Raw genomic sequence first — 20,074 nt, forward strand, 5'->3', positions numbered from 1 at the left:
GGTCGCGGCGGCCCCCACTCGGCGAGGAGCTTCTTTGGACTCGCTCCCGTGGGTGCGGTCGTGACGGGGTTCGACCTCATCGTTCTGGGCGGCGGGACCGGCAACGTGGTCGCCTCGGCGGCAGCCGACGAGGGCGCGGACGTGGCGCTGGTCGAGCGCGGCAGGCTCGGCGGCACCTGTCTCAACCGGGGGTGTAACCCCTCGAAGAAGCTGCTCCACCGGGCGAACGTGGTCGAGACCGTCCGGAACGCCGACCGGTTCGGCGTCGAGGCGTCGGTCGAGTCCGTCGCGTACGACGCCATCGTCGACGAGGTGACGGAGACGGTCCGGGCCGAGGCCGAGGCGAAGGCCGAGCGCGCCCGCGAGCGCGACCGCATCAGCCTCTACCGCGGCGAGGGCCGATTCGTCGACGAGCGGACCGTCGCGGTCGACCGCGGCGACGAAACCGAGGAGCTGACCGCCGGGCGCATCGTCCTCGCGGGCGGTTCGCGGCCCGCGATTCCCGACGCCATCGAGGGACTCGACGAGGTCGAGTTCCTGACGAGCGCCGACGCGCTCGAACTCCGCGAGCGCCCGGACCGGCTCGTCGTGGTCGGGGGCGGCTACGTCGCGGTCGAGTTGGCACACTTCTTCGGCGCGATGGGGACCGACGTGGCCGTGGTCGGCCGAAACGACGTCCTCGCCGGGCGCGAGGACCGGGACGTCGCCGAGCGCCTGACCGCCGCCTACGCCGAGAAGCACGAGGTTCACACCGGCTACGAGGTGACTCACCTCTCGGAAGTCGACGACGGTCGGACGGCGATTCGGGCCGAGTCCGAGGACGGCGACGACCTCGAACTTCGGGGCGACGAGGTCCTGCTCGCGGTCGGCCGCGAACCCGCCGCCGACTCGTGGGACGCCGACGCCGCCGGCATCGACACCGACGAGCGGGGGTCCGTGGAGACCGACGAGTACCTCGAAACCTCGGTCGACGGCGTGTGGGCAATCGGCGACGTCGCCGCGCCGAGCGCGGGCGGCGACCGGACGCCGCCCGGCGACAGCGCGGCCGACTACATGTTCAAGCACTCGGGCGACAGGGAGGCCGAGTACGCGGTCCGGAACGCGGTCCGGGGCGAGCGCGCGCCCGTCGAGTACCCCGGGATGGCCCACGCCATCTTCGGTTCGCCGGAGGTCGGGAGTCTGGGCGCGACCGAGGGCGACCTCGACCGCGAGGACTACGCGGTCGGCACCTTCGAGTACGCCGACACCGCGCTCGGCTCGGCGCTCGACCCCGACGTCGGGTTCGCCAAGGCGATCGCCGCGTCCGACGGCGGGGTACTGGGGTTCCACGTCGTCGGTCCCCACGCGTCGATGCTGGTCCACGAGGTGAGTACGGCGGTCGCGGCGGGCGCGGACGCCGACCGCATCGCCGAGACGATTCACGTTCACCCGGCGCTCTCGGAGGTCGTGCAGGGGGCGTTTCTGGACTGCTGTGGTGCCGCGCCGTCGGGCATCTGAGCAGTCGAGCGCCGCGCCGGCCGTCGAGTCGGACTCAGATTCGGTAGAGCCGCGTCGTCCAGAACGACCGGAACGCGTCGGCGAGCGCGTCCTCGGGGTCGCCGGTCGCGTCGACCGCGCGGGTGGCGTCGGCCCGGCCGGCGAACTCACCGAGGAGGGTGGCCTCGCCCGTCACGTAGAGCCGGTCGACCTCCGCGAGCGCGTCGTCGAGGGCGTCCTCGCACTTCCCGAGGTGTTCGTCTATCTGGGCGTCCCGGCGGCGCTCGAACCGGCCCTGCGAGAAGCCGCCCTTCGAGTGGTCGGCCTTCACGTCGCTGTCGAACCCCTCGAAGCCGACCCGCTCGCGGCCCTCGTACGTGCCCAGCGCGAACAGGTCCGACCGCACTACCGCCAGCGCGAACGTCCCGGTGGGCAGGAACCACTCGCGGTCGAGGTCGAACCCGTCGTCCCACGCGACGAACTCCTCGGGCGCGACCGGCGGGGCGAGCGCCGCGCTCACGAGGCCGGCGTCGTCGGTCACCGCGAGGCAGGGCGCAGCGCGGTCGACCAGCACCGCGCGGTCGCCGAACGCCTCGGCGACCGGTTCGGGCAGGTCGCGGTCGTCGCGGACCATCGCTGTCAGCGCGGCCTCGGAGCCGGTCGAGACGGAGTCGAGGCGGTCGAGGACGGCTTCGAGCCGGTCGCCCCGGAGGGTCTCGACGCCCCGGAACTCGCGGGCGGAGCCGTCGCCGTCGCTCGCGGTACGCTCGACGCGGTCCTCCAGTTCGGTGATGCGGTCCTCCAGCCGATTGACCCGCTGTTCGGCCGCCTGGCGGGCGGTCGCGGCCTCGGCCCGGCGCTCCTGCTCGGCGTCGAGTTGGCGCTCGAGGTGGCGCTTGTCCTCCTGGAGGTCGTCGATGCGCTCTTTCAGCTCCGCGCGCCCGAGCAACTGGTCGAGCATTCGGCCGAAAGCGCGGCCGGAGGGTCAAAGTAGTTTCCCCTTACTTCGCAGTAGTACCGAATAGATTGGTTCGACCCTGCGTGTAGGTCGGTATCTCGCCCCGCCTCATGTCGGATATTTTATTTAGTGGCTACAGAGCGTACAGGTACGAAAACTTAACATTTCACATTAATCGATGCTAATAGATATCGTCTAATTATTCCAAAAAATTAATATTTTTGACTCAGACTTATATTTATATGTAGGGGGCATGTCATTAGATGTATATTATTTTACTAATTTATATAATCTTTATAATGAAAGGCTTGTATTTAGAATCAGATATTAGAGTATGATGGAGACAGTATGACCAATGAATTTGTCTAAAAGACGGCTGGGGGCCTCACTCTCGATAGGGCTTGTTACAAGCGGGTTCCTGTTGTACTTTCACGCGCCGTTGCTCACGGCTCTTGGATGGTCTGGTGGTTTTCGATTCGTCACGAGACTTAGCTCCGTCTACCTCGCGGTCGGGGCCGTGCTATTCGGCGTCTTTTTGTTTCGGCATGGTCTCGATGTCCGTACTGCCGTCAGCACCGCCATTGGCAGTCTTCCGATTCTCTTCGCCGTAGTCGCCGCTTCCCCAACTGGAGTAGTGTTCACTTCCAGCGAAACAGTCTTGCTCTATGGGCCAGTGACACTCGCACTTCCACTCGGCGTCGCACACGCTACATCTCATCGTACAGTGGTCTACTCGTTAGTCGCTTGCATTTGTGTCGTCTGGGTGGGGCTACTGGGACTCGTTCTCCACTCATCGTCTCGGGGGCCAATTGGTCTCTATCTACTGTGGAACTTAGGAATCGCAATCCTCCTTGCTACTCCTCTCTATCTTGTCGGCCGGGTGACGGCAGAGCCAGAACGAACCTAAGCGATTTCGAGTACCACTGCCGCGTCCGAAGTCGACGTACGTTTGCGTCTCCGAAATCGGCTCTACAGTATCTATCTAAGATCCGGTCGTTTAGACTGTAGACGGTCCGTCGTCGGTTTTCTCCTCGTCTCGCTGCGAATCCCGTCTATCTCGTCCGTCACTGTTCGCGGGTGAACTGCTTTCTCCTGTCTCGAAACGTTCACCGTGCCACTCCCGGCCGAAGTATCCCCGGAGCGCCATCGTCGTGCCGACGTACGAGGCCGCGACGAGAACGGCGAACCCGAGGAGGAATTGGAGGAACATCTCGTCTCGAACGACCGAGCAGCGCCACCGTAAATCTGGCGTCGTCGGCCCGGCGTCGCGCTCGCGCCGGTCCGCCGCGACCGGAACGATTATATTAGCGTAGCCTAATATTAGGATGTGCTAAAATGAGTGGGCAACAGACGGACGGTCGGGCCGCCGACGCACGGGACGCCGGGGCGGTCGGCTGCTGTTCGGCCGGTCACTCGCTGACGGAATCGGCACTCGCCGAGGACGTGGAGACGCTCGCGACGCTCGGGAACGACACTCGCTACGAGGCGCTTCGGCTAATCGCCGGGAGCGACGAGGACGTCTGCGTCTGCGAACTGGAGCCCGCGCTCGGCGTGAGTCAGGGCGCAGTCAGTCAGGCGCTGTCGCGGCTCTTCAGTGCCGGGCTGGTCGAGCGCCGCAAGGAGGGCCGGTGGCGCTACTACAGCGCGACGCCGCGCGCGCAACGGCTCCTCAGCGTCCTCGACGACACGAGGCCGACCGCCGACGAACGAGAGGGGCGACGAGATGACTGACGCCGCTTCCGACGCCGACGACGGTCTCGACGCCTCGGAGCGCCGGACCGCCGTCCGCGACCGATACGCGGACGTCGCCGCCGGGTCGTCGTGTTGCGGGGACGACTCGACGCCCGGCGTGTCCGCCGACGAGTCGCGGAAACTCGGCTACTCGGACGAGGACCTCGACGCCGTCGACGGGGACGCGAACATGGGGCTCGGCTGCGGCAATCCGACCGCCATCGCCGGTCTCGACGAGGGCGAGACGGTCCTCGACCTCGGCTCCGGCGGCGGGTTCGACTGCTTCCTCGCGGCGCGGGAGGTCGGGCCGACCGGCAGGGTCGTCGGCGTCGACATGACCCCGGAGATGGTCGAGACGGCGCGCGAGAACGCCGAGACCAACGACGCGCGGAACGTCGAGTTCCGACTCGGCGAGATCGAACACCTCCCGGTCGCGGACGCGTCCGTGGACGTGATACTCTCGAACTGCGTCGTCAACCTTTCGCCCGACAAACCGCAGGTGTTCCGCGAGGCCCATCGCGTGCTCCGGCCCGGCGGACGCCTCGCGATTTCGGACGTCGTCCTGACCGACGACCTCCCCGAGGAGGTCCGGGCCGACCCGGCGTCGGTCACCGACTGCGTCGCAGGCGCGGCGTCGATTCCCGCGCTCGACGGAATGCTGGCGGACGCCGGATTCGCGGACGTGTCCATCGAGCCGAAGGACGACAGCGACGAGTTCGTCCGCGAGTGGGACCCGGAGCGCGACCCGAGCGACTACGTCATCGCGGCGACCATCGAGGCCGAGAAACCGCCGACCGAACCGACCCGCGAGAGCGCGACGAACGACGGACACGCAGGATAATCCATGTCTCGACCACCGCTCGACCCGCGATATCGAAGCGCACTCACGAATCCCACGTGGCGGCACGTCCTCGCGAGTTACGCCATGATGGTCGGGGTCCCGGTCCTCGTCTGGGCCGCGAGTCGCCCGCTTGCCGGCGTCGCCGTCGTCGCCGCCCTCGTCGGGACGGCGGCCGGCACGCGACGGGCCTCCGGTCTCGTCCAGTGCTTTCGCAACTGCGAGGGGTTCGCGTTCGACGTCGGCGACACGGCCCGGGTCACGGTCACGCGGAGTCCCGTGGATGACCCGAACTAGCCGGCGTCGGGGGTCGCGTCCCCGTCGGCCACGCGACCCCACCGACTCGTGACCCGTCCGTCGATAACGCTTCGAAGCGCGGGGGCGGACGAGTTGACCGAGGTCGAATCGCTGTTGGCGGAGAACGGGCTCCCGTACCGGGACGTGCGAGCCAAGCCCGACCGGTTCTTCGTCGCCCGCGCGGACGGGCTCGACGACGAGGGGAGCCGCGTCGGCATCGGCGGCCTCGAAACCGACGGGGCGGTCGGACTCCTCCGCTCGGTCGTCGTCACCGAACCGAATCGCGGGCGCGGCTACGGAACCGCGCTGTGCGACGCGCTTGAGGACCGGGCGCGGACGAACGGCGTGGAGACGCTCTACCTGCTGACCACGACCGCGACGGCGTTCTTCCGCCGCCGGGGATACGAGTCGGTGGCCCGCGAGGACGCGCCCGCGAGCGTTCGGCGGACGACCGAGTTCGCCGAGCTATGCCCGGAGTCGGCGACCTGCATGCGGAACGAGATTCGGTAGGAGCGCCGCGCCATCGACCGGAAGAACGGGAGCGAGTCGTCAGTCGGCCGAGACGGGCGTTCGACGCGAGTCGCCGGTCATCGCCAGTACGTCGTCGAAGAAGTCGAGGCTGTCGTGGGGTCCCGGATTCGCTTCGGGGTGGTACTGGCGCGTGATGACGTCGAGGTCGTCGCTTTCGAGTCCCTCGGCGGTGTCGTCGTTGACGTTGACCTGCGTCACGTCGAGTTCCGGGCCGGGGTCGGCGACGGTGTAGCCGTGGTTCTGGGTCGTCATCACCACGCGGTCCGAATCGAGGTCGAGGACCGGCTGGTTGACGCCCCGGTGGCCGAAGTCCATCTTGGCGGTCTCGCCGCCGAGCGCCCGCGCGACTATCTGCTGGCCGAGACAGATGCCCGCCAGCGGGAGGTCGCCGGCGAACTCCGAGACCAGCGTCTGGGCGGCCTCGAAGTTCGCGGGGTCGCCCGGCCCGTTCGAGACGAACAACACGTCGGGGTCGAGGTCGGCGACGTCCCCGGGCGAGACGTCGTAGGGCAGGACGTGGACGGTCGCGCCCCGCGCCAGCAGCGACTCCCGGATGCTGCCCTTCGCGCCGCAGTCGACCAGCGCCACGTCGGGGCCGTCGGCGGCTCCCTCGGGTTCGTAGGTCTCGGCGGCCGCGACGCTGACCTGCGCGCCGATGTCGTCGTGGTCGCTCATCCCCGGACAGTCCGCGAGCGCCGCCTTCGCGGCCTCGGGCGAGGCGTCCGGCCCCGCCGAGATGCCACACTTCATCGCACCGCCCTCCCGAATCTGGCCCACGAGGTCGCGGGTGTCGAGGTGGTCGACGGCGGGCACGCCCTCGTCGGCGAGCCATTCGGCCACGTCGTCGGTGAGTTCCCGGGCGACGACCGCGTTGGGGTGGACGGTCCCGTCCTCGAATCGCTCGGCTCGCACGCCGTAGTTCCCGATGAGCGGGTACGAGAAGGTCAGGACCTGCTCCTCGTAGGACGGGTCGGTCAGGCTCTCCTCGTAGCCGGTGTACGCGGTCGTGAACACCAGTTCGCCGTGGGCCGTACCCGGAGCGCGACAGCGAGCATCGACCACGCTGCCACCCTCCAGCGCGACGTATCCGGACTCCATTACGAGATTCATACGAAATCCCCGACTATAAACCTTGCTTTCGTAGCTGAATTACGATTTTCGTAATCATCAAGTGGGGTCCGCGTCTACGTACGCATCTCAATGGACGAACTGGACCGCGACATCCTGTCCATCCTGCGACGGGACGCACGCAAGCCGTACACCGAGATCGCCGAGGAGGTCGGCACCAGCGAGGGAACCGTGCGCAACCGCGTCGAGCGCCTGACCGACGACGGCGTCATCGAGCGGTTCACCGTCTCGACCCGGACCGGCAACGTGAAGGCGATGATAGAACTCGACGTGGCGGTCGACGTCGACACCGCGAGCCTCTCGGCGCGCGCGGCCGAGTGGGAGCAAGTGGACTTCGTCTGGCAGGTCAGCGGCGAGGAGGACATCGTCCTCGTCGTGGACGCCGCCGACACCCAGAGCGTGAACCAGATGATAACGCGGGCGCGGGAACTGGAGGAGGTCGTCAACACCAAGACCCGGCTGATTCTGGACGAGAAGCTGGGGTGAGGAGTTGGATCCGGGTCGAATGGGTTCGAGTCGAATGAGTTCGAGTTCCCCGCGCGAACGGGGCCGTGACCGGATTTTTCGGCGGTTTCGGTTCGTCTCGCTTGGCATCTCGGTTTTCCGCGCTCCGTCCAGTGGCGTGCGCTTCTCCTCGCTTCGGCCAGTGGCATACGCTTCTCTTCGCTTTGTCCAGTGGCGTGCGCTGGCGCGACCTCCGTGTCGCGCCCAAGCGCGCGAGGGCGAGCATCGCAGACCGAAGGTCGAGAAGCGCAAGCGGTTGGGGAGGGACGAGGCTCCTGCTGTGCGGTCGCGGTGCGGTGCGGGGTGGTCGCGGTGCGGGTGCGGTCGTGGTGCGGTCGTGGTGCGGTGTGGTTGCGGTGGGGTGCGGGTGCGGTCACTCATAGGCTTCGGCAGTAGCTAGCTTCGAAGGTTGTTCGTCGGAGACAGACGACAGCGTGACGCTAGCTACTGCCGAGACAAATGAGAACCGCACCCGCATTCGCACAGCACCCGCACCACGACCGCACCCCGACCGCGAGCCTCACACCTCCCCAACCGCTTGCGTTGCTCCCTCCGGTGCGCTACTCAGCCCTCGCACGACTCGGCGCGAGATGAACTCGCGCCGCCGCGCGCCACCGTCCAGCAGTCGTCCCGTCTGCTGGTAGAGAATCACCTCGTCCATCGCAGTAACCCGCCCGCGAACGAACCTCGGAGTTCATTTCGGCGGTTCACCCACGCCCGGCGTCTCCAGCCACTCCGGGCGGTCGAGATACCCCTTCTCCTCGTGGACGCGCCGATACAGTTGCCGGACCGTCCGATTGAGTCGCCCGTAGTCCACCCGCGGTTCGACCCGCCCGTCCCGGATGGCGTCGACCACGGCTCGCGGCGTCAGTTCCTCGGCGTCGATTCGCGTGAACGCCCGGCCCACCTCGACCGGGTAGTGAGCGTCGCTCCCGCCGACCAGCGGCAGTCCGCGGTCGTCGGCGAGTCGCCGGACCCACTCCTCGGTCCGGGGGTGCTTGCCGTTGACCTCGATGGCGTCGAACGCGGCGTCGACGTTCCGGAGCGTGCTGTTTCGGTACGGGTGGGCGACGATTGCCGCACAGTCCCGGTCGTGGGCGAGGTCGACCGCCGCCTCGGGCGTGAGGCCGCCGCGCTCGGTCCGGCGTGGCGGGTCCGGGCCGACCACGAGGACGTGGCCCTGCGTCGTCGTGATCTCGATGCCGGGAATCGTCGCCGCGAACCAGTCGCTCCCCTCGATGTCGGATTCGTCGGGTCTAGACGACCGCCCGCCGAGGTCGAACGCCCGATAGTAGTCGTGGTTGGTGAGCGCGACCGCGTCGAGGCCCCGCAGTCGCGCCGCCCCCGCGAGCAGCCGGACCCCGACTGGGTCGAAGTAGTCGGCGGCCCGCTCGTGACCGTGGAAGAACCGGGTGTGAGCGTGCAGGTCGACGGTGTACACCCCCGAACCTACGAGCCAGCAGGCCTTTGGCCTTCTGCCCTGAACCACTACCGGCATGGGTTTCGAGGGGGCCGGGGCGCGGACGGACGGAGGGACAGGGACGCCAGCGACCGGCGGCGGGGCCACCGACTCGCGCCCGCCCGAAATCGACCGCGCGCTCGTTCTCAATCCGGCCAGCGGCGACGGGAGCCACCGCGAGCAGGTCCGCGAGCTGGCCGACCGAGACGGGTTCGTCGTGTTGGAGACCCAAGCCGAGGCCGAGGCGGCCCGGTTCGCGCGACTCGTCGCCGAGGCCGGCGCGGACCTCGTGGCGGCGGCAGGCGGCGACGGCACGCTCAACCGGGTGGTCCGCGGGCTCGACGCCGCCGACGCGCTCGACGAGGTGACCGTCGGCGTCGTGCCCTGTGGCACCGGCAACAACTTCGCGAGCAACGTCGGCGTCGAGAGCATCGACCACGCGTTCGAGGTGCTGGCGGACGGCGAGCGACGGCGCATCGACGTGGCGACCGCCGACGGGCGACTGTTTCTCAACTCCTGCATCGCGGGGGTGACAGCCGACGCGAGCGCGTCGACCACGCCGGGGCTCAAAGACCGGCTGGGCGTGCTGGCCTACGTCGTCACGGGCCTGCGGGCCGCCGCCGATTTCGACGCCCTCCCGCTCGCGGTCGAGGCGACCGGCTCGGCGGCCTCGGAGTCGTGGTCCGGCGAAGCGCTGATGGTGCTGGTCGGGAACGCCCGGCGGTTCCCCTCCGAGGGGCGCTCGCAGGCCAACTGCGAGGACGGCCTGCTCGACGTGACCGTCGTCGAGCGCATGCCGACAGCGGACCTGTTAGAGGAAGCCGCGATACACCGGCTGTTCGGCGACGGAACCGACCACGTCACGCACCTCCGACCGTCGGAGCTCCGCGTCGAGGTGCGCAGGGACGAGCCGGTCGAGTTCAGCTTCGACGGCGAGATGGGCAGCTACGAGTCGCTGACGATGCGGACGAGCCAGCGCGTGCTGGAGCTGTGCGTCGGCGAGAACTACGTTCCGGACCCCGACTGAGCGGCCCGGGTCGACTTTCGGTCGCGGGGCGGGCGGGACCGACTCAGGTCTCCAACCGGTATCGGTACGGCGACGACCGGATGACCTGCACGTCGTCCCGTCGGGCGGCCCGACCGAGGACCGTGGCGACTCGGTGGGGGCTGTCGAACTGCTCGCCGCGGGCTTCGAGCAACTGGTGTATCTCGCGCGCGGTCAACGGCTCGTCGGGGTCGGCCTCGGCGAGGACCGTGCGAATCCGGTCGTACTCCCTCGCGCTCGGAGCCATTCGTCGGTCGTACGATACGTTCGACTCCGACTTAATCTTCAGTCAGACGGGTGTCGGACGCCGGCCCCGCGACCGATATCCGGGTCCGTCGTCAGACCGCCCGGTCGTGTGGTCCCGAGAAGTCACGCTCCTCGCGGTACTGGTCGACGAACGTCGGCACGTCGAAGTCCAGCATGGCCTCCTCGAACTGGGTGGTGGCGTCGTCGTCCTCGGCGTGACTGACGGCGTGTTCCATCAACTCGACGAGGAGTTCGACCACGATTTCGTGGAGCCGCCGCGAATCGAAGTCGGTCACCCACACGAGCGCGTAGCCGACGTCCGAGTCCTCCTCGACGTTCTCGCTGACGACCTCGTCGGGGAACTCCTCTAACACCACGCCCATGATGTGGGGCGTACCGAACTCCCCGAGGTCGTCGTCGGTGTCGACGGTCTCGCGAAGCACCTCGACCAGGAACTCGGGGACGAACCGGGAGGGCGGGTGGACGTCGGTCACGACCGCGTGGCTCGCCCCGCACGCGCAGTCGTACTCCCGCATCCCCATGTCGAGGTCGTGGACGCCGACCGACTCGCCACAGGGGAGGTCGAGCTCCGCCCCGCGACCGCCCGGAACGCGCGGTTCTGCCATGCGACCGGGTTGGGTTTTCGACCGTTTAAAGCTCGCGACTCGCGGAATCGGGCGTTCCCCCGCCCGGCCGGTCGAGTTCGCGCGTCGGCGGAGTCGGGTCTCAGGGCCAGTCGTCGCGCCCGTCGTCCTCGTCGTCGTCGACTTGCTCGTCGGTCTCGCCCGCGAGCGTCCACTCGGCGGCCTCGGCCGCCTCGGTCACGTCGAGGAACTCCCAGTCGTTCTCCTCGGCGATCTCGCGGTCCTCGTCGGTCGTCGCCACGAAGACGTGGCGGTCGGTGTCGAACTGCTGGCGGACGCTCGTCAGGCTCTCGCCTTTCCCCTTCGGTCCGGAGAAGAAGTCCTGCCGGATGCGGTTCTTGCGGGTGAAGTTAGTCACGACGTAGGTCGGCTTGTCCGAGACCACGCCGACGTACTGGCTCCACCGCCGGGCGTCCTCGAACACCGCGCCGGGGTCGGCCAACTCCTGTAGCGCGGACAGTTCGAAGGCGAGGGTCATGTCGCCGCTTCCGTTCATACCGCCCATTCGGCGCGTGCGGGGCAAAACGGCTTCGGTCCCGCGTCGGCGTGGCCGGCTCGGGCCGCGAGCCGAGCGCCGTTCCCGCGCGACTCAGACCAGTTCGACGTGCAGGTACTCGGAGAACACGACTACCGGCTCCTCGGCGAACGCCGACGCCGTCTCGGGCGTGACCGCGACGGTCCCAGGATGGTCGAGATCGGCGAGCAACTGCTGGGCCCGCTCGGGTAACTCGTCGAAGTGTCGAACCGGGGCGTGGGCCGGCGCGTCCGTTCGCCGGCGAACGCGGAGGGTTCGCCCGTGGGTTCCGGGAGTCGTGTTCGAAGACATCGTGGTACATGCTAACAAATAACTTGAAATAGCTTAAACCTTCCGGCGGGCACAATCAAGCGGCGACCCCAGCGCTGCGGCTATCCGACGTCTCGAACGCGGGGTGACGACCGGCGACGACCGAACGGGGACTGCGAGCGTTAGAACCGATACCCGTCGTCGTCGCCGCCGAGCGACCGCTCGGTCGTCTCCATCATCTCGTCGGCGAACTCCATCTCGTCGCGCTCCTTGGAGTCCATCGTGGTCTGGTACTCCTTGATGCCGAGCGATAGAATCTCTTCGAGCGCCTCCTGGCGGTCGACGAACTCCTCCTGGGAGACCAGCTGGTCTATCTGCATGTCCACGTCGTCCGACAGAGCGATCTCTAGCTGGGGCATACTTCGGGGGTTACGGCTGTGGGCACTAAACCTTGGGGACTGTTCCGGGCCGACGAGTCGCCGGATTCCCGGCGAGGGTACGCTCGCGACGGGTTCTCGGGCCCGGGCTCCGCCCGTCGCGTCGCTCGCCCGACCAGTCGTCGGGTACGAGTCGCGTATTTTAAAATAGTGCTATTGCACGACTATATAAGTCTTCACGAAAGGGCTTATTAACCACGGTGATATATGGTAGCGTGTCTCATGTTCGAGGAGTTCTCCACCGGCTACTACCTCGGGCGGCTGTACGTCGAGCCGTACGACGGTGAACAGGCGGCCATGCGTCGCGACCAGCACGAGCGGATAAACGAGCAACTGTACGCTTCGGGCGAGGGAATCGAGCGACTCGACGGGCCGCTCGTGATGAAGGTGGACAACCACCACCTCGCGGTCCGAGGCGAGGCCGGCATCCCGGAGGGGACGCTGGCGCTCCCCGAGGACCTGCTCGACGACACCGGCGTCCGGAACCCGCCGGCGCTCAAGGAAGTGCTGCTCGCGAAGGCCGACCGCGCGGCCCAACTCCTCCGGTATCAGGAGACGATGCCCGGCGTCGGGACCTGAATCGGTTTTCGTCCCGCGCGCTCAGCGACCCCACTGACGGACCTGCTTGGCCCGGTCGCCCACCGGCTTCACGTCGAGCGGCTCGTCCCGGGAGTCCAGCGCTTCCAGCGCGGCGCGGGCGCTCGCCTCGGTCGAGAAGTAGGTCAGTTCCTCCTCGACGGCGGTCTCCAGCACGTCGCGGTTCCGCGAGACCGCGAGGTCGACGTCGCCGTCCCGGATCGCAGCCTTGGCGCGCTCGGTCCACTCGTCGCCCTCCGCGAGGTCCTCGGGCGTGACGACCTCGAAGTGGGTCGCGAACTCGGCCGTGCTGAAGTACTCGCCGAAGTCGTCGGTCAGGTCGACCAGCGCGGTTCCGCCCGCCGGAATGGGTTTGCCGGTCGAGTCCTGTGCCTTGTCGTAGGCCTTGCCGAACGCGTCGGCGGTGCCCATCACCTCGCCCGTCGACTTCATCTCCGGTCCGAGCCGGGGGTCGCTGCCCGGCAGGCGGTCGAACGGCAACACGACCTCCTTGACGCTGACCTGCTCGGGCACCTGCTCGTCGACGTCGAGGGTCGACAGCGACTCGCCGGCCATCACGGTCGCGGCCAGCTTGGCGATGGGGACGCCCGTGGCCTTCGAGACGAACGGCACCGTGCGCGACGAGCGCGGGTTGGCTTCGAGGACGTACACCTCGCCGTCCTGGACCGCCAGCTGGACGTTCAGCAGGCCGACCGTGTCCAGTGCGACCGCGATGTCCTCGACGACCTCGCGGACCCGCCCGAGCGTCTCCTCGTCGAGCGACCGGGGCGGAATCATGCACGCCGAGTCGCCCGAGTGGACGCCGGCGGACTCGACGTGTTCCATGACGCCGCCGACGAGTACGTCGTCGCCGTCGGCCACGGCGTCGACGTCGAGTTCCACCGCGTTCGCGAGGAACTCGTCGACGAGGATGGGTTTGTCCGGGCTGACGCGAACGGCCTCCTCGATGTACTCGCTGAGTTCGTCGTCGTCGCGCACCACGTCCATCGCGCGGCCGCCCAGCACGTAGGAGGGCCGGACGAGGACGGGGTAGCCGACGTCGTGGGCGAGGTCGAGCGCCTCGGCCTCGCTGGTCGCGGACCCGCCCTCGGGCTGGGCGATGTCGAGGTCGTCCATCAGCCGGTTGAACCGGTCGCGGTCCTCCGCGAGGTCCATGGCCTCGACCGAGGTGCCCAGAATCTCGCAGTCCAGTCCTCTGCGCTCCAACTCGGCTTCGAGGGGTTCGCCCACGTCGACCGAGGTCTGGCCGCCGAACTGGACCATCACGCCGTCGGCGTTCGTGGTCTCGACCACGTCCGCGACCTCCTCGGCCGTAATTGGCTCGAAGAAGAGTCCGTCGCTCGTGTCGTAGTCGGTCGAGACGGTCTCGGGGTTGTTGTTGACGACGTGAGCCTCGATGCCGGCCTCGCGGAGCGCGCGCACCGCGTGGACCGAGCAGTAGTCGAACTCCACGCCCTGGCCGATGCGGATTGGGCCGCCGCCGACCACGACCACGCTCTCGACGTCGCGGTCGACCTGCACCTCGTCGATGCCGACCCCGGTCGCGCTCGACGCGCCGGGCTGGCGCGAGGAGTAGTAGTACGGCGTCGAGGCCGCGAACTCGCCGGCGCAGGTGTCGACCTGCTTGAACTCCCGGTCGGGAGCCGCCGACTCGACCGCTTCGACCGTGGCGGCCCCGCCGTCGGTCGCGGCTCCGTCTGTAGCTCCGCCGTCGCTTTCGGCCGGGAGCCACGAGGCGTGGGTGTCGTCGAACTCGCCGCCGGCCATCGCGGTCAGTTCGTGGTCGGTGAACCCGACCTCGGCCGCCCCTTCGAAGTCGCCCTCCTGTGCGGCCACGGCCGCCTCGGCGACGTTCCGGTAGCGCTCGACGTACCACTCGTAGATGCCCGTCAGGTCGACGACCTCCTCGACGGCGTACCCCCGGTCGAACGCCTCGAACATGGCGTAGGGCCGGTCGGGCGTCGGCGATTCGAGGTAGTCGGCTTCGAGTTCGTCGTCGCCTACGTCGGCCCAGTCGACGTCGGGGTCGTACTCGCTCGACCGCAGCGCCTTCAGCAGGCTCTCCTCGAAGGTGCGACCGATGGCCATGGCCTCGCCGGTCGACTTCATCGCCGTACCGAGCTCGAAGTCGACGTCGGGGAACTTGTCGATGGGCCAGCGTGGCACCTTCGTCACCACGTAGTCGATGGCCGGCTCGAACGCGGCGGTGGTCTCGCCGGTTATCTCGTTGTCTATCTCGTGGAGCCGTTTCCCGAGCGCGACCTTCGCGGTCACGCGGGCGATGGGGTAGCCCGTGGCCTTCGAGGCGAGCGCCGACGAGCGCGAGACCCGCGGATTGACCTCGACCACGCGGTACTCCCCGCCGGGCGTGCCGTCGTCGCGCCACGCGAACTGGATGTTACAGCCGCCCTGAATCCCCAGATCGCGAATCACTTCGAGAGCGGCGTCGCGCATCTCCTGGTGGCCGTCGTCGGGGATGACCTGCGAGGGCGTGACCACGGTGGACTCGCCGGTGTGGATGCCCATCGGGTCGATGTTCTCCATGTTGCAGATGATGATACACGAGTCGCCCGCGTCGCGCATCACCTCGTATTCGAGCTCGACCCAGCCCGCGATGGACTCGGTTATCAGCACCTCGCCGTTCCGGGAGAGCCGCAGCCCCTTCCGGACGCGGGTGAGGAGCTCGTCCATCTCGCTCACGACGCCGGACCCGGACCCGCCGAGGGTGTAGGTCGTGCGCGCGATGACCGGCAGCCCCCCGACCTCCTCGACCGCGGCGTCGACGCGCTCGCGCAGCGACTCCTCGTCGACGTCGCTGACGGACTCGTCGTCGTCCAGCGTGATAGTGGTCGAGCGCGCGACCGGCTGGCCCAGCTCGCGCATGCGCTGGCGGAACAGGTCCCGGTCCTCGGTGGCGTAGATGGTGTCCAGCGGCGTGCCCATTATCTCGACGTCGTGTTCGTCGAGGACGCCCTCCTCGGAGAGTTCGGCCGTGACGTTCAGCCCGGTCTGGCCGCCCAGCCCCGCGATGACGCCGTCCGGTTGCTCCGCGCGGATTATCTCGGCGATGGCCTCGGTGGTGATGGGCTCGATGTACACCTCGTCGGCCATCTCGGGGTCGGTCATGATGGTCGCCGGGTTGGAGTTGACCAGCACGACTCGCGCGCCCTCCTCCTGGAGCGCGCGGCAGGCCTGCGCGCCGGAGTAGTCGAACTCGGCCGCCTGTCCGATCTGTATCGGGCCGCTCCCGATGAGCAGGATGGTGCGTCCGTCGGCAGTGTCGTCGGTCATTCGTTGGTAGGACGGAGTTCGCTCATCGTAATAAATCCGACGATAGATTACGAGTTCCGAAACGATATTTCGATTTTCGAATTTGGTAGGGGTTAGCACGGTTCCCGCCTGCGACTGCTGCGGGTCGATACTCCCCGGCCGCGAGCGCGCTCACACGGCACGCGTGCGCTCGGCCATTCCGGTCACGGGAGCGCTCGTCGAACGTGGTTCGCCCCCAGAGCGCTGGCCGCGTCGCGTCCGGCCGACGGGAAAACGGGACGCGGCGCGTCGAGCCCAACCTACAGTTCGAGGTCGGGCTCGTACTCCCGAACCTCCTCCTCGATGCGGTTGCGCTCGAAGTAGAGGAGTTCGACGGCCAATACGGCCGTGGCGATACCCACCACCGCGTAGAAGGTGCCCGGTTCGCGCGTGTAGAGGTTGGACAGCATCAGCGGGAAGAACGTCACCGCGCCGGCGGTTCCGACTGCGGGAACGACGGCGTTCACCTCGTCGTGGTCGCGCTGGCGGAACGCGAGGTAGCTCATCGAACCGAAGACCAGGATGAACGACAGCGACGCGAACGAGGTGATGGCTCCGAGGCTCCCGTACCACGTGGACGCCGCAGTGGCCGCACCGAGGACGAGTACCGTCCGCTCGGGGACGCCGTCGGCGTCCGAGTCGCCGATCTGGTCGGGGAGCAGGTCGTCGTCGACCATCCCCTTCGCGAAGTGCGCCGACGAGAACAGGGTCGCGTTGATCGCGCTTCCCGTCGAGAACAGCGCCGACAACGCGATGACGACAGCGCCGACCCGCGCCAGCCCGTACGGTCGCATCATCATCGTGGCGGCGTCCTTCAGGGCGACGTGGGGGTGCGACTGGAGCGCCTGTGGGGCGAGGTTCACCGTCACCATCCCCACGAGGACGTAGATGGCGACGGCGACCGGGATGGAGACGTACACCGCCTTCCGGATGGTCTCGACCGGGTCCTCGATGCTCTCCTGGTCGTAGAACAGCAGCTGCCACCCCTGGAAGGCGACGAACGAGATGGCGGCCGCCACGACGGGACCGAACCCGCCGAGCTGACCCGCGCCGTACTCGAAGGCCGCATCGCTAAAGCCGACCGCGTACACCATCCCGAACGCGCCGAACGCGACGAGGATACCGACCTTCAGCGCGACGAGGACGTTCTCGGCGACGCCGGTGGTTTGCGCGCCGAGCAGGTTCAGCCCGACGAACCCGGCCACCGCGAGGACCGAGACGAGCGGCCGGGTCGGCACGCCGGCGACGCTCGTCGGAACAACGCCGAACGCGGCCGTGAACTCCCCGAACGCGAACGCGTACATCGCCATCGACCCGACGTACCCGAACAGGAGCGTCCACCCGACGATTCCGGCCAGCGTGGCGTTGCCGAGGTAACACTGGACGAACGTCACGGAGCCGCCGCGATTGTCGGTGAGGCTGTTGAGCGCGTTGTACGAGTAGCCCGCGCACGCGGCGACGATGCCTGCGAGAAGGAACGCGACCCAGATGGCGGACGTCGTTATCTCCGCTACCACGCCGAAGACGGCGTAGATGCCGCCCCCGATCATGCCGCCGAGCGCCATCGAGACGCCTTCTTTCAGTCCGAGACCGTCATCCATGGCCATCGACCTCCATCCGATACGTCCCGTCCGAGACGGTAGTGTCTTGCGAGGCGTGAATTCTTCGCTCGACGGCGTCGGGGCGAACGGCGTCGCCGCCCTCGTCGTCCCCGACAACTCGTCTGGGCCCGCTCCCGACGTCCACGTCCCGAGCGTCGCGCCGACTTATCGAAGACGGTTTTACGGCGCTCGCACAATTCAGCCACAATGAGCACCGACGCCGACGATTCGTCCGCCGACCCCAGCACGTCCGATTCGGAGGACCGCCACGAGAACGCCCGCCAGCACGTCGTCACGGTCGACGAAGACGACGGGAAGCAGGGCGTCGCGAACCGACTCGACGCCCACACCGGCGACGGCATCCGCCACCGGGCGTTCACGACGCTGGTGTTCGACGGCGACGGAAACATCCTGCTCGCTCAGCGCGCGCCCGGCAAGCGCCTGTGGGGCTCGTGGTGGGACGGCACCGTGGCCTCCCATCCCGTCGAGGGCCAGTCCCAGGAGGAGGCCACTCGCCAGCGCCTCGACGAGGAACTGGGCGTCACGCCCGACCAGTACGACGACCTCCGGGTGACCGACCGGTTCGAGTACAAGCGCTACTTCGAGAACGCGGGCGTCGAACACGAGGTGTGTGCGGTACTCAAGGTCACGCTGGACGACCGCTCGCTCGACCCCGACGAGGAGGAGGTCGCGGGCCTGCTGTGGGTGCCCTACGAGCGCCTCCACGAGCATCCCGAGTGGTACCGCCAACTGCGCCTGTGCCCGTGGTTCGAGATAGCGATGCGACGGGACACGTCGCCCGACCACACGCCGCCCTCGGGCCCCTACTGAGCGTTCGAAACGCCGCTCAGTCCCCGCGCCCCGCCAGCCCGGCGAGGTGGTCGGCTTCCTCGACGATTATCTGCTCGACGCCGAGGCGGGCGGCGTCCTCGCTCCCCGGCAGGCAGAACACCACCGCGCCGTCGGCCACCCCGGCGGTCGCGCGCGTGCCGACGACCTTCGTGCCGACCCGGTCGTGCGAGAGGAGTCGGAACAGTTCGCCAAAGCCCGGTAGCTCCTTGTCGAACAGCGGTTCGAGCGCCTCGACGGTCACGTCGTCGGGGGTCACGCCCGTCCCGCCGGTCGTCACCACCGCGTCCACGTCGTCGCGGCCGACCAGCGCGTTGACCGAACTCTGGACCCCGTCGAAGTCGTCGGCGACGAGGTCCCGGCTGACCACCCGGTGGCCCGCGTCCTCCAGTCCGGCCACGACGACGTCGCCCGAGGGGTCGTCCGAGAGGCTCCGGGACGACGAGACGGTGACGACCGCCACGCCGAGGCTGTCGACGTCGTGGGCGTGGTGGTCGTCGGTCGCCCCGCCGTCGTCGTGGCCGTCGCTCCCGGCGGTGTCGGGTTCGGTCGTCGCTTCGGACTCGCCGGGGTCGTCCTCGTCGTCCCCGTCGTCGCGTCCCCGTCGCGTGTCGCGGGATTGAAAATCGACCATGTGCGCGCATTTGTGCGACAGGAACTTAAATCAACGCCGCGACCGTTCCGCCCCGTTGCCGTCCTGCCCGGGGTCGTTCACCGCCCGACCGAGCGACGTGAACGCACCTCGACGGGCGTTCGCGGGTCCGACTTCGACCGCCTACGCCCCCACGCCCTCGTCGTTGGCGACCAGCCGCCACCGCTCGCCCTCGTCTTCGAGGACTCCCCGACGCACCATCTCGTCGAGCACCTCCGTCATCCGCTCGGGCTGGGCGATCTCCATCTCGATGCGCTCGACGTCGTGGTACTCGCTCAGGAGGTGGCGTATCTCCTCGGCGGTGAACGTCTCCCCGTCGGCCTTCTCCATCGCGCCCGAGGTGAGGTCTATCATGTCCTCGATGAAGTTCCACGGGTAGACTATCCACGCCCACTCGTCGAGGCGCTCGCCGACGTAGTCGGGCTCGAACTCGCTGGTCTGGAGGAGCTGGAGCGTCGCGGTCCGGACCTCCCCGGCGTCGCGGTCGGTGACGTACTCGTAGGCGCGCTCGATGGAGCCGCCGGTGTCGGCGATGTCGTCGATGACGAGCACGTCCTTGCCCTCGACGCTCCCCTCGGGCATCGGATACCGGATTTCGGGGTTGCCGGACTTCTCGGCGGTCCCGACGTAGTGTTCCATCTTGAGACTCGTCAGGTCGTCGAGCCCGAGGAAGTCACAGATACACCGCCCGGCGAACCACCCGCCGCGAGCCAGCGCCACCACCACGTCGGGCTCGAAGGAGTCGCGCTTGACCCCGTCGCTGACGTCCCGGCAGAGCCCGTAGATGTAGTCCCAGTTCGTTATCGTGCACTTGAACTCGTCGGGGAGTTCGCTCATACCAACTCGGGTGTCGCACGTCTTCGCACTTAACCGTTTACAGGTGTGGTTGCGGGCTCGTCCCCGGCGATTCGGACCGAGCCGCCGGGTGCGCTGGTCTTCGCCCGCCGGGCGACTGACCGCGTCGGCGTACAAGTCTTTTTACCGCAGG

General features: G+C 68.1%; 21 protein-coding genes. 9 read left to right on the forward strand and 12 right to left on the reverse strand.

Annotated features, from left to right (window positions below; all coding sequences use genetic code 11):
* Positions 1–60: 60 nt before the first annotated feature.
* Positions 61–1,497 (forward strand): dihydrolipoyl dehydrogenase family protein, encoded by a 1,437-nt coding sequence (locus EPL03_RS05310; RefSeq protein ID WP_135828275.1) that lies wholly within the window; start codon positions 61–63, stop codon positions 1,495–1,497.
* 34 nt (positions 1,498–1,531) lie between these two features.
* On the opposite strand, the gene EPL03_RS05315 is transcribed toward EPL03_RS05310, so the two are convergent.
* Positions 1,532–2,437: a Vms1/Ankzf1 family peptidyl-tRNA hydrolase gene (locus EPL03_RS05315; RefSeq protein ID WP_135828276.1), complete on the reverse strand. Its 906-nt coding sequence runs from the start codon at positions 2,435–2,437 to the stop codon at positions 1,532–1,534.
* 1,332 nt (positions 2,438–3,769) lie between these two features.
* Here EPL03_RS05315 and EPL03_RS05320 point away from each other — a divergent pair.
* From EPL03_RS05320 to arsN2, 4 genes are all read left to right on the forward strand, one after another.
* Positions 3,770–4,165: an ArsR/SmtB family transcription factor gene (locus tag EPL03_RS05320; protein WP_135828277.1), complete on the forward strand. Its 396-nt coding sequence runs from the start codon at positions 3,770–3,772 to the stop codon at positions 4,163–4,165.
* On the forward strand, positions 4,158–5,006 hold the full coding sequence (locus EPL03_RS05325; protein ID WP_135828278.1) for an arsenite methyltransferase: 849 nt from the start codon (positions 4,158–4,160) through the stop codon (positions 5,004–5,006). Before EPL03_RS05320 ends, EPL03_RS05325 begins: the two co-directional genes overlap by 8 nt.
* Before the next feature lie 3 nt (positions 5,007–5,009).
* Positions 5,010–5,300, forward strand: coding sequence for a hypothetical protein (locus EPL03_RS05330; protein ID WP_135828279.1), 291 nt, complete (start codon positions 5,010–5,012; stop codon positions 5,298–5,300).
* Between the two features lie 93 nt (positions 5,301–5,393).
* Positions 5,394–5,810, forward strand: a complete 417-nt coding sequence (gene arsN2 / locus EPL03_RS05335; protein ID WP_210424902.1) for an arsenic resistance N-acetyltransferase ArsN2 — start codon at positions 5,394–5,396, stop codon at positions 5,808–5,810.
* 39 nt (positions 5,811–5,849) lie between these two features.
* Here the strand turns inward: arsN2 and carA are convergent, their stop codons facing one another.
* Positions 5,850–6,929: a glutamine-hydrolyzing carbamoyl-phosphate synthase small subunit gene (carA, locus tag EPL03_RS05340; protein ID WP_135828281.1), complete on the reverse strand. Its 1,080-nt coding sequence runs from the start codon at positions 6,927–6,929 to the stop codon at positions 5,850–5,852.
* Between the two features lie 102 nt (positions 6,930–7,031).
* Between carA and EPL03_RS05345 the strand changes: the two genes are divergently transcribed.
* On the forward strand, positions 7,032–7,445 hold the full coding sequence (locus EPL03_RS05345; RefSeq protein WP_135828282.1) for an Lrp/AsnC family transcriptional regulator: 414 nt from the start codon (positions 7,032–7,034) through the stop codon (positions 7,443–7,445).
* A 712-nt stretch (positions 7,446–8,157) separates the two neighbouring features.
* On the opposite strand, the gene EPL03_RS05350 is transcribed toward EPL03_RS05345, so the two are convergent.
* Positions 8,158–8,904 (reverse strand): PHP-associated domain-containing protein, encoded by a 747-nt coding sequence (locus EPL03_RS05350; protein ID WP_135828283.1) that lies wholly within the window; start codon positions 8,902–8,904, stop codon positions 8,158–8,160.
* 55 nt (positions 8,905–8,959) lie between these two features.
* Between EPL03_RS05350 and EPL03_RS05355 the strand changes: the two genes are divergently transcribed.
* Positions 8,960–9,949, forward strand: a complete 990-nt coding sequence (locus tag EPL03_RS05355) for a diacylglycerol/lipid kinase family protein (protein WP_135828284.1) — start codon at positions 8,960–8,962, stop codon at positions 9,947–9,949.
* A 43-nt stretch (positions 9,950–9,992) separates the two neighbouring features.
* On the opposite strand, the gene EPL03_RS05360 is transcribed toward EPL03_RS05355, so the two are convergent.
* The 5 genes from EPL03_RS05360 to EPL03_RS05380 form a co-directional block, all read right to left on the reverse strand.
* Positions 9,993–10,214 (reverse strand): hypothetical protein, encoded by a 222-nt coding sequence (locus EPL03_RS05360; RefSeq protein WP_135828285.1) that lies wholly within the window; start codon positions 10,212–10,214, stop codon positions 9,993–9,995.
* Between the two features lie 91 nt (positions 10,215–10,305).
* Entirely contained in the window at positions 10,306–10,839 is a 534-nt protein-coding gene (locus EPL03_RS05365) for a DUF5815 family protein (protein WP_135828286.1), read from the reverse strand.
* A gap of 100 nt (positions 10,840–10,939) precedes the next feature.
* Positions 10,940–11,335, reverse strand: a complete 396-nt coding sequence (locus EPL03_RS05370) for a DUF7124 domain-containing protein (protein ID WP_368277067.1) — start codon at positions 11,333–11,335, stop codon at positions 10,940–10,942.
* Positions 11,336–11,446: 111 nt separating this feature from the next.
* A complete protein-coding gene (locus EPL03_RS05375) occupies positions 11,447–11,683 on the reverse strand; it encodes a hypothetical protein (protein ID WP_135828288.1) in 237 nt (78 codons plus the stop codon).
* A 140-nt stretch (positions 11,684–11,823) separates the two neighbouring features.
* The gene (locus EPL03_RS05380) at positions 11,824–12,060 is read right to left on the reverse strand and encodes a DUF7120 family protein (RefSeq protein ID WP_135828289.1); all 237 of its coding nucleotides are present in this window, start codon (positions 12,058–12,060) and stop codon (positions 11,824–11,826) included.
* A gap of 240 nt (positions 12,061–12,300) precedes the next feature.
* Here EPL03_RS05380 and EPL03_RS05385 point away from each other — a divergent pair, with 240 nt between their 5' ends.
* Entirely contained in the window at positions 12,301–12,657 is a 357-nt protein-coding gene (locus EPL03_RS05385; RefSeq protein ID WP_135828595.1) for a DUF5802 family protein, read from the forward strand.
* Between the two features lie 21 nt (positions 12,658–12,678).
* Here EPL03_RS05385 and carB read toward each other — a convergent pair whose 3' ends face one another.
* Together carB and EPL03_RS05395 are read right to left on the reverse strand one after the other, a co-directional pair.
* Entirely contained in the window at positions 12,679–15,966 is a 3,288-nt protein-coding gene (carB, locus tag EPL03_RS05390; protein ID WP_135828290.1) for a carbamoyl-phosphate synthase large subunit, read from the reverse strand.
* Between the two features lie 278 nt (positions 15,967–16,244).
* Positions 16,245–17,585, reverse strand: a complete 1,341-nt coding sequence (locus tag EPL03_RS05395) for an APC family permease (protein ID WP_135828291.1) — start codon at positions 17,583–17,585, stop codon at positions 16,245–16,247.
* 207 nt (positions 17,586–17,792) lie between these two features.
* Between EPL03_RS05395 and EPL03_RS05400 the strand changes: the two genes are divergently transcribed.
* The gene (locus EPL03_RS05400) at positions 17,793–18,416 is read left to right on the forward strand and encodes an NUDIX hydrolase (RefSeq protein ID WP_135828292.1); all 624 of its coding nucleotides are present in this window, start codon (positions 17,793–17,795) and stop codon (positions 18,414–18,416) included.
* Positions 18,417–18,432: 16 nt separating this feature from the next.
* On the opposite strand, the gene EPL03_RS05405 is transcribed toward EPL03_RS05400, so the two are convergent.
* Both EPL03_RS05405 and EPL03_RS05410 read right to left on the reverse strand, forming a co-directional pair.
* Complete coding sequence (locus EPL03_RS05405; RefSeq protein ID WP_135828293.1) at positions 18,433–19,068, reverse strand: MogA/MoaB family molybdenum cofactor biosynthesis protein; 636 nt, start codon at positions 19,066–19,068, stop codon at positions 18,433–18,435.
* A gap of 141 nt (positions 19,069–19,209) precedes the next feature.
* Complete coding sequence (locus EPL03_RS05410) at positions 19,210–19,923, reverse strand: phosphoribosyltransferase (protein ID WP_135828294.1); 714 nt, start codon at positions 19,921–19,923, stop codon at positions 19,210–19,212.
* Positions 19,924–20,074 lie beyond the last annotated feature (151 nt).

It is taken from the genome of Halorussus halobius (assembly GCF_004765805.1).
Lineage (GTDB): Archaea > Halobacteriota > Halobacteria > Halobacteriales > Haladaptataceae > Halorussus > Halorussus halobius.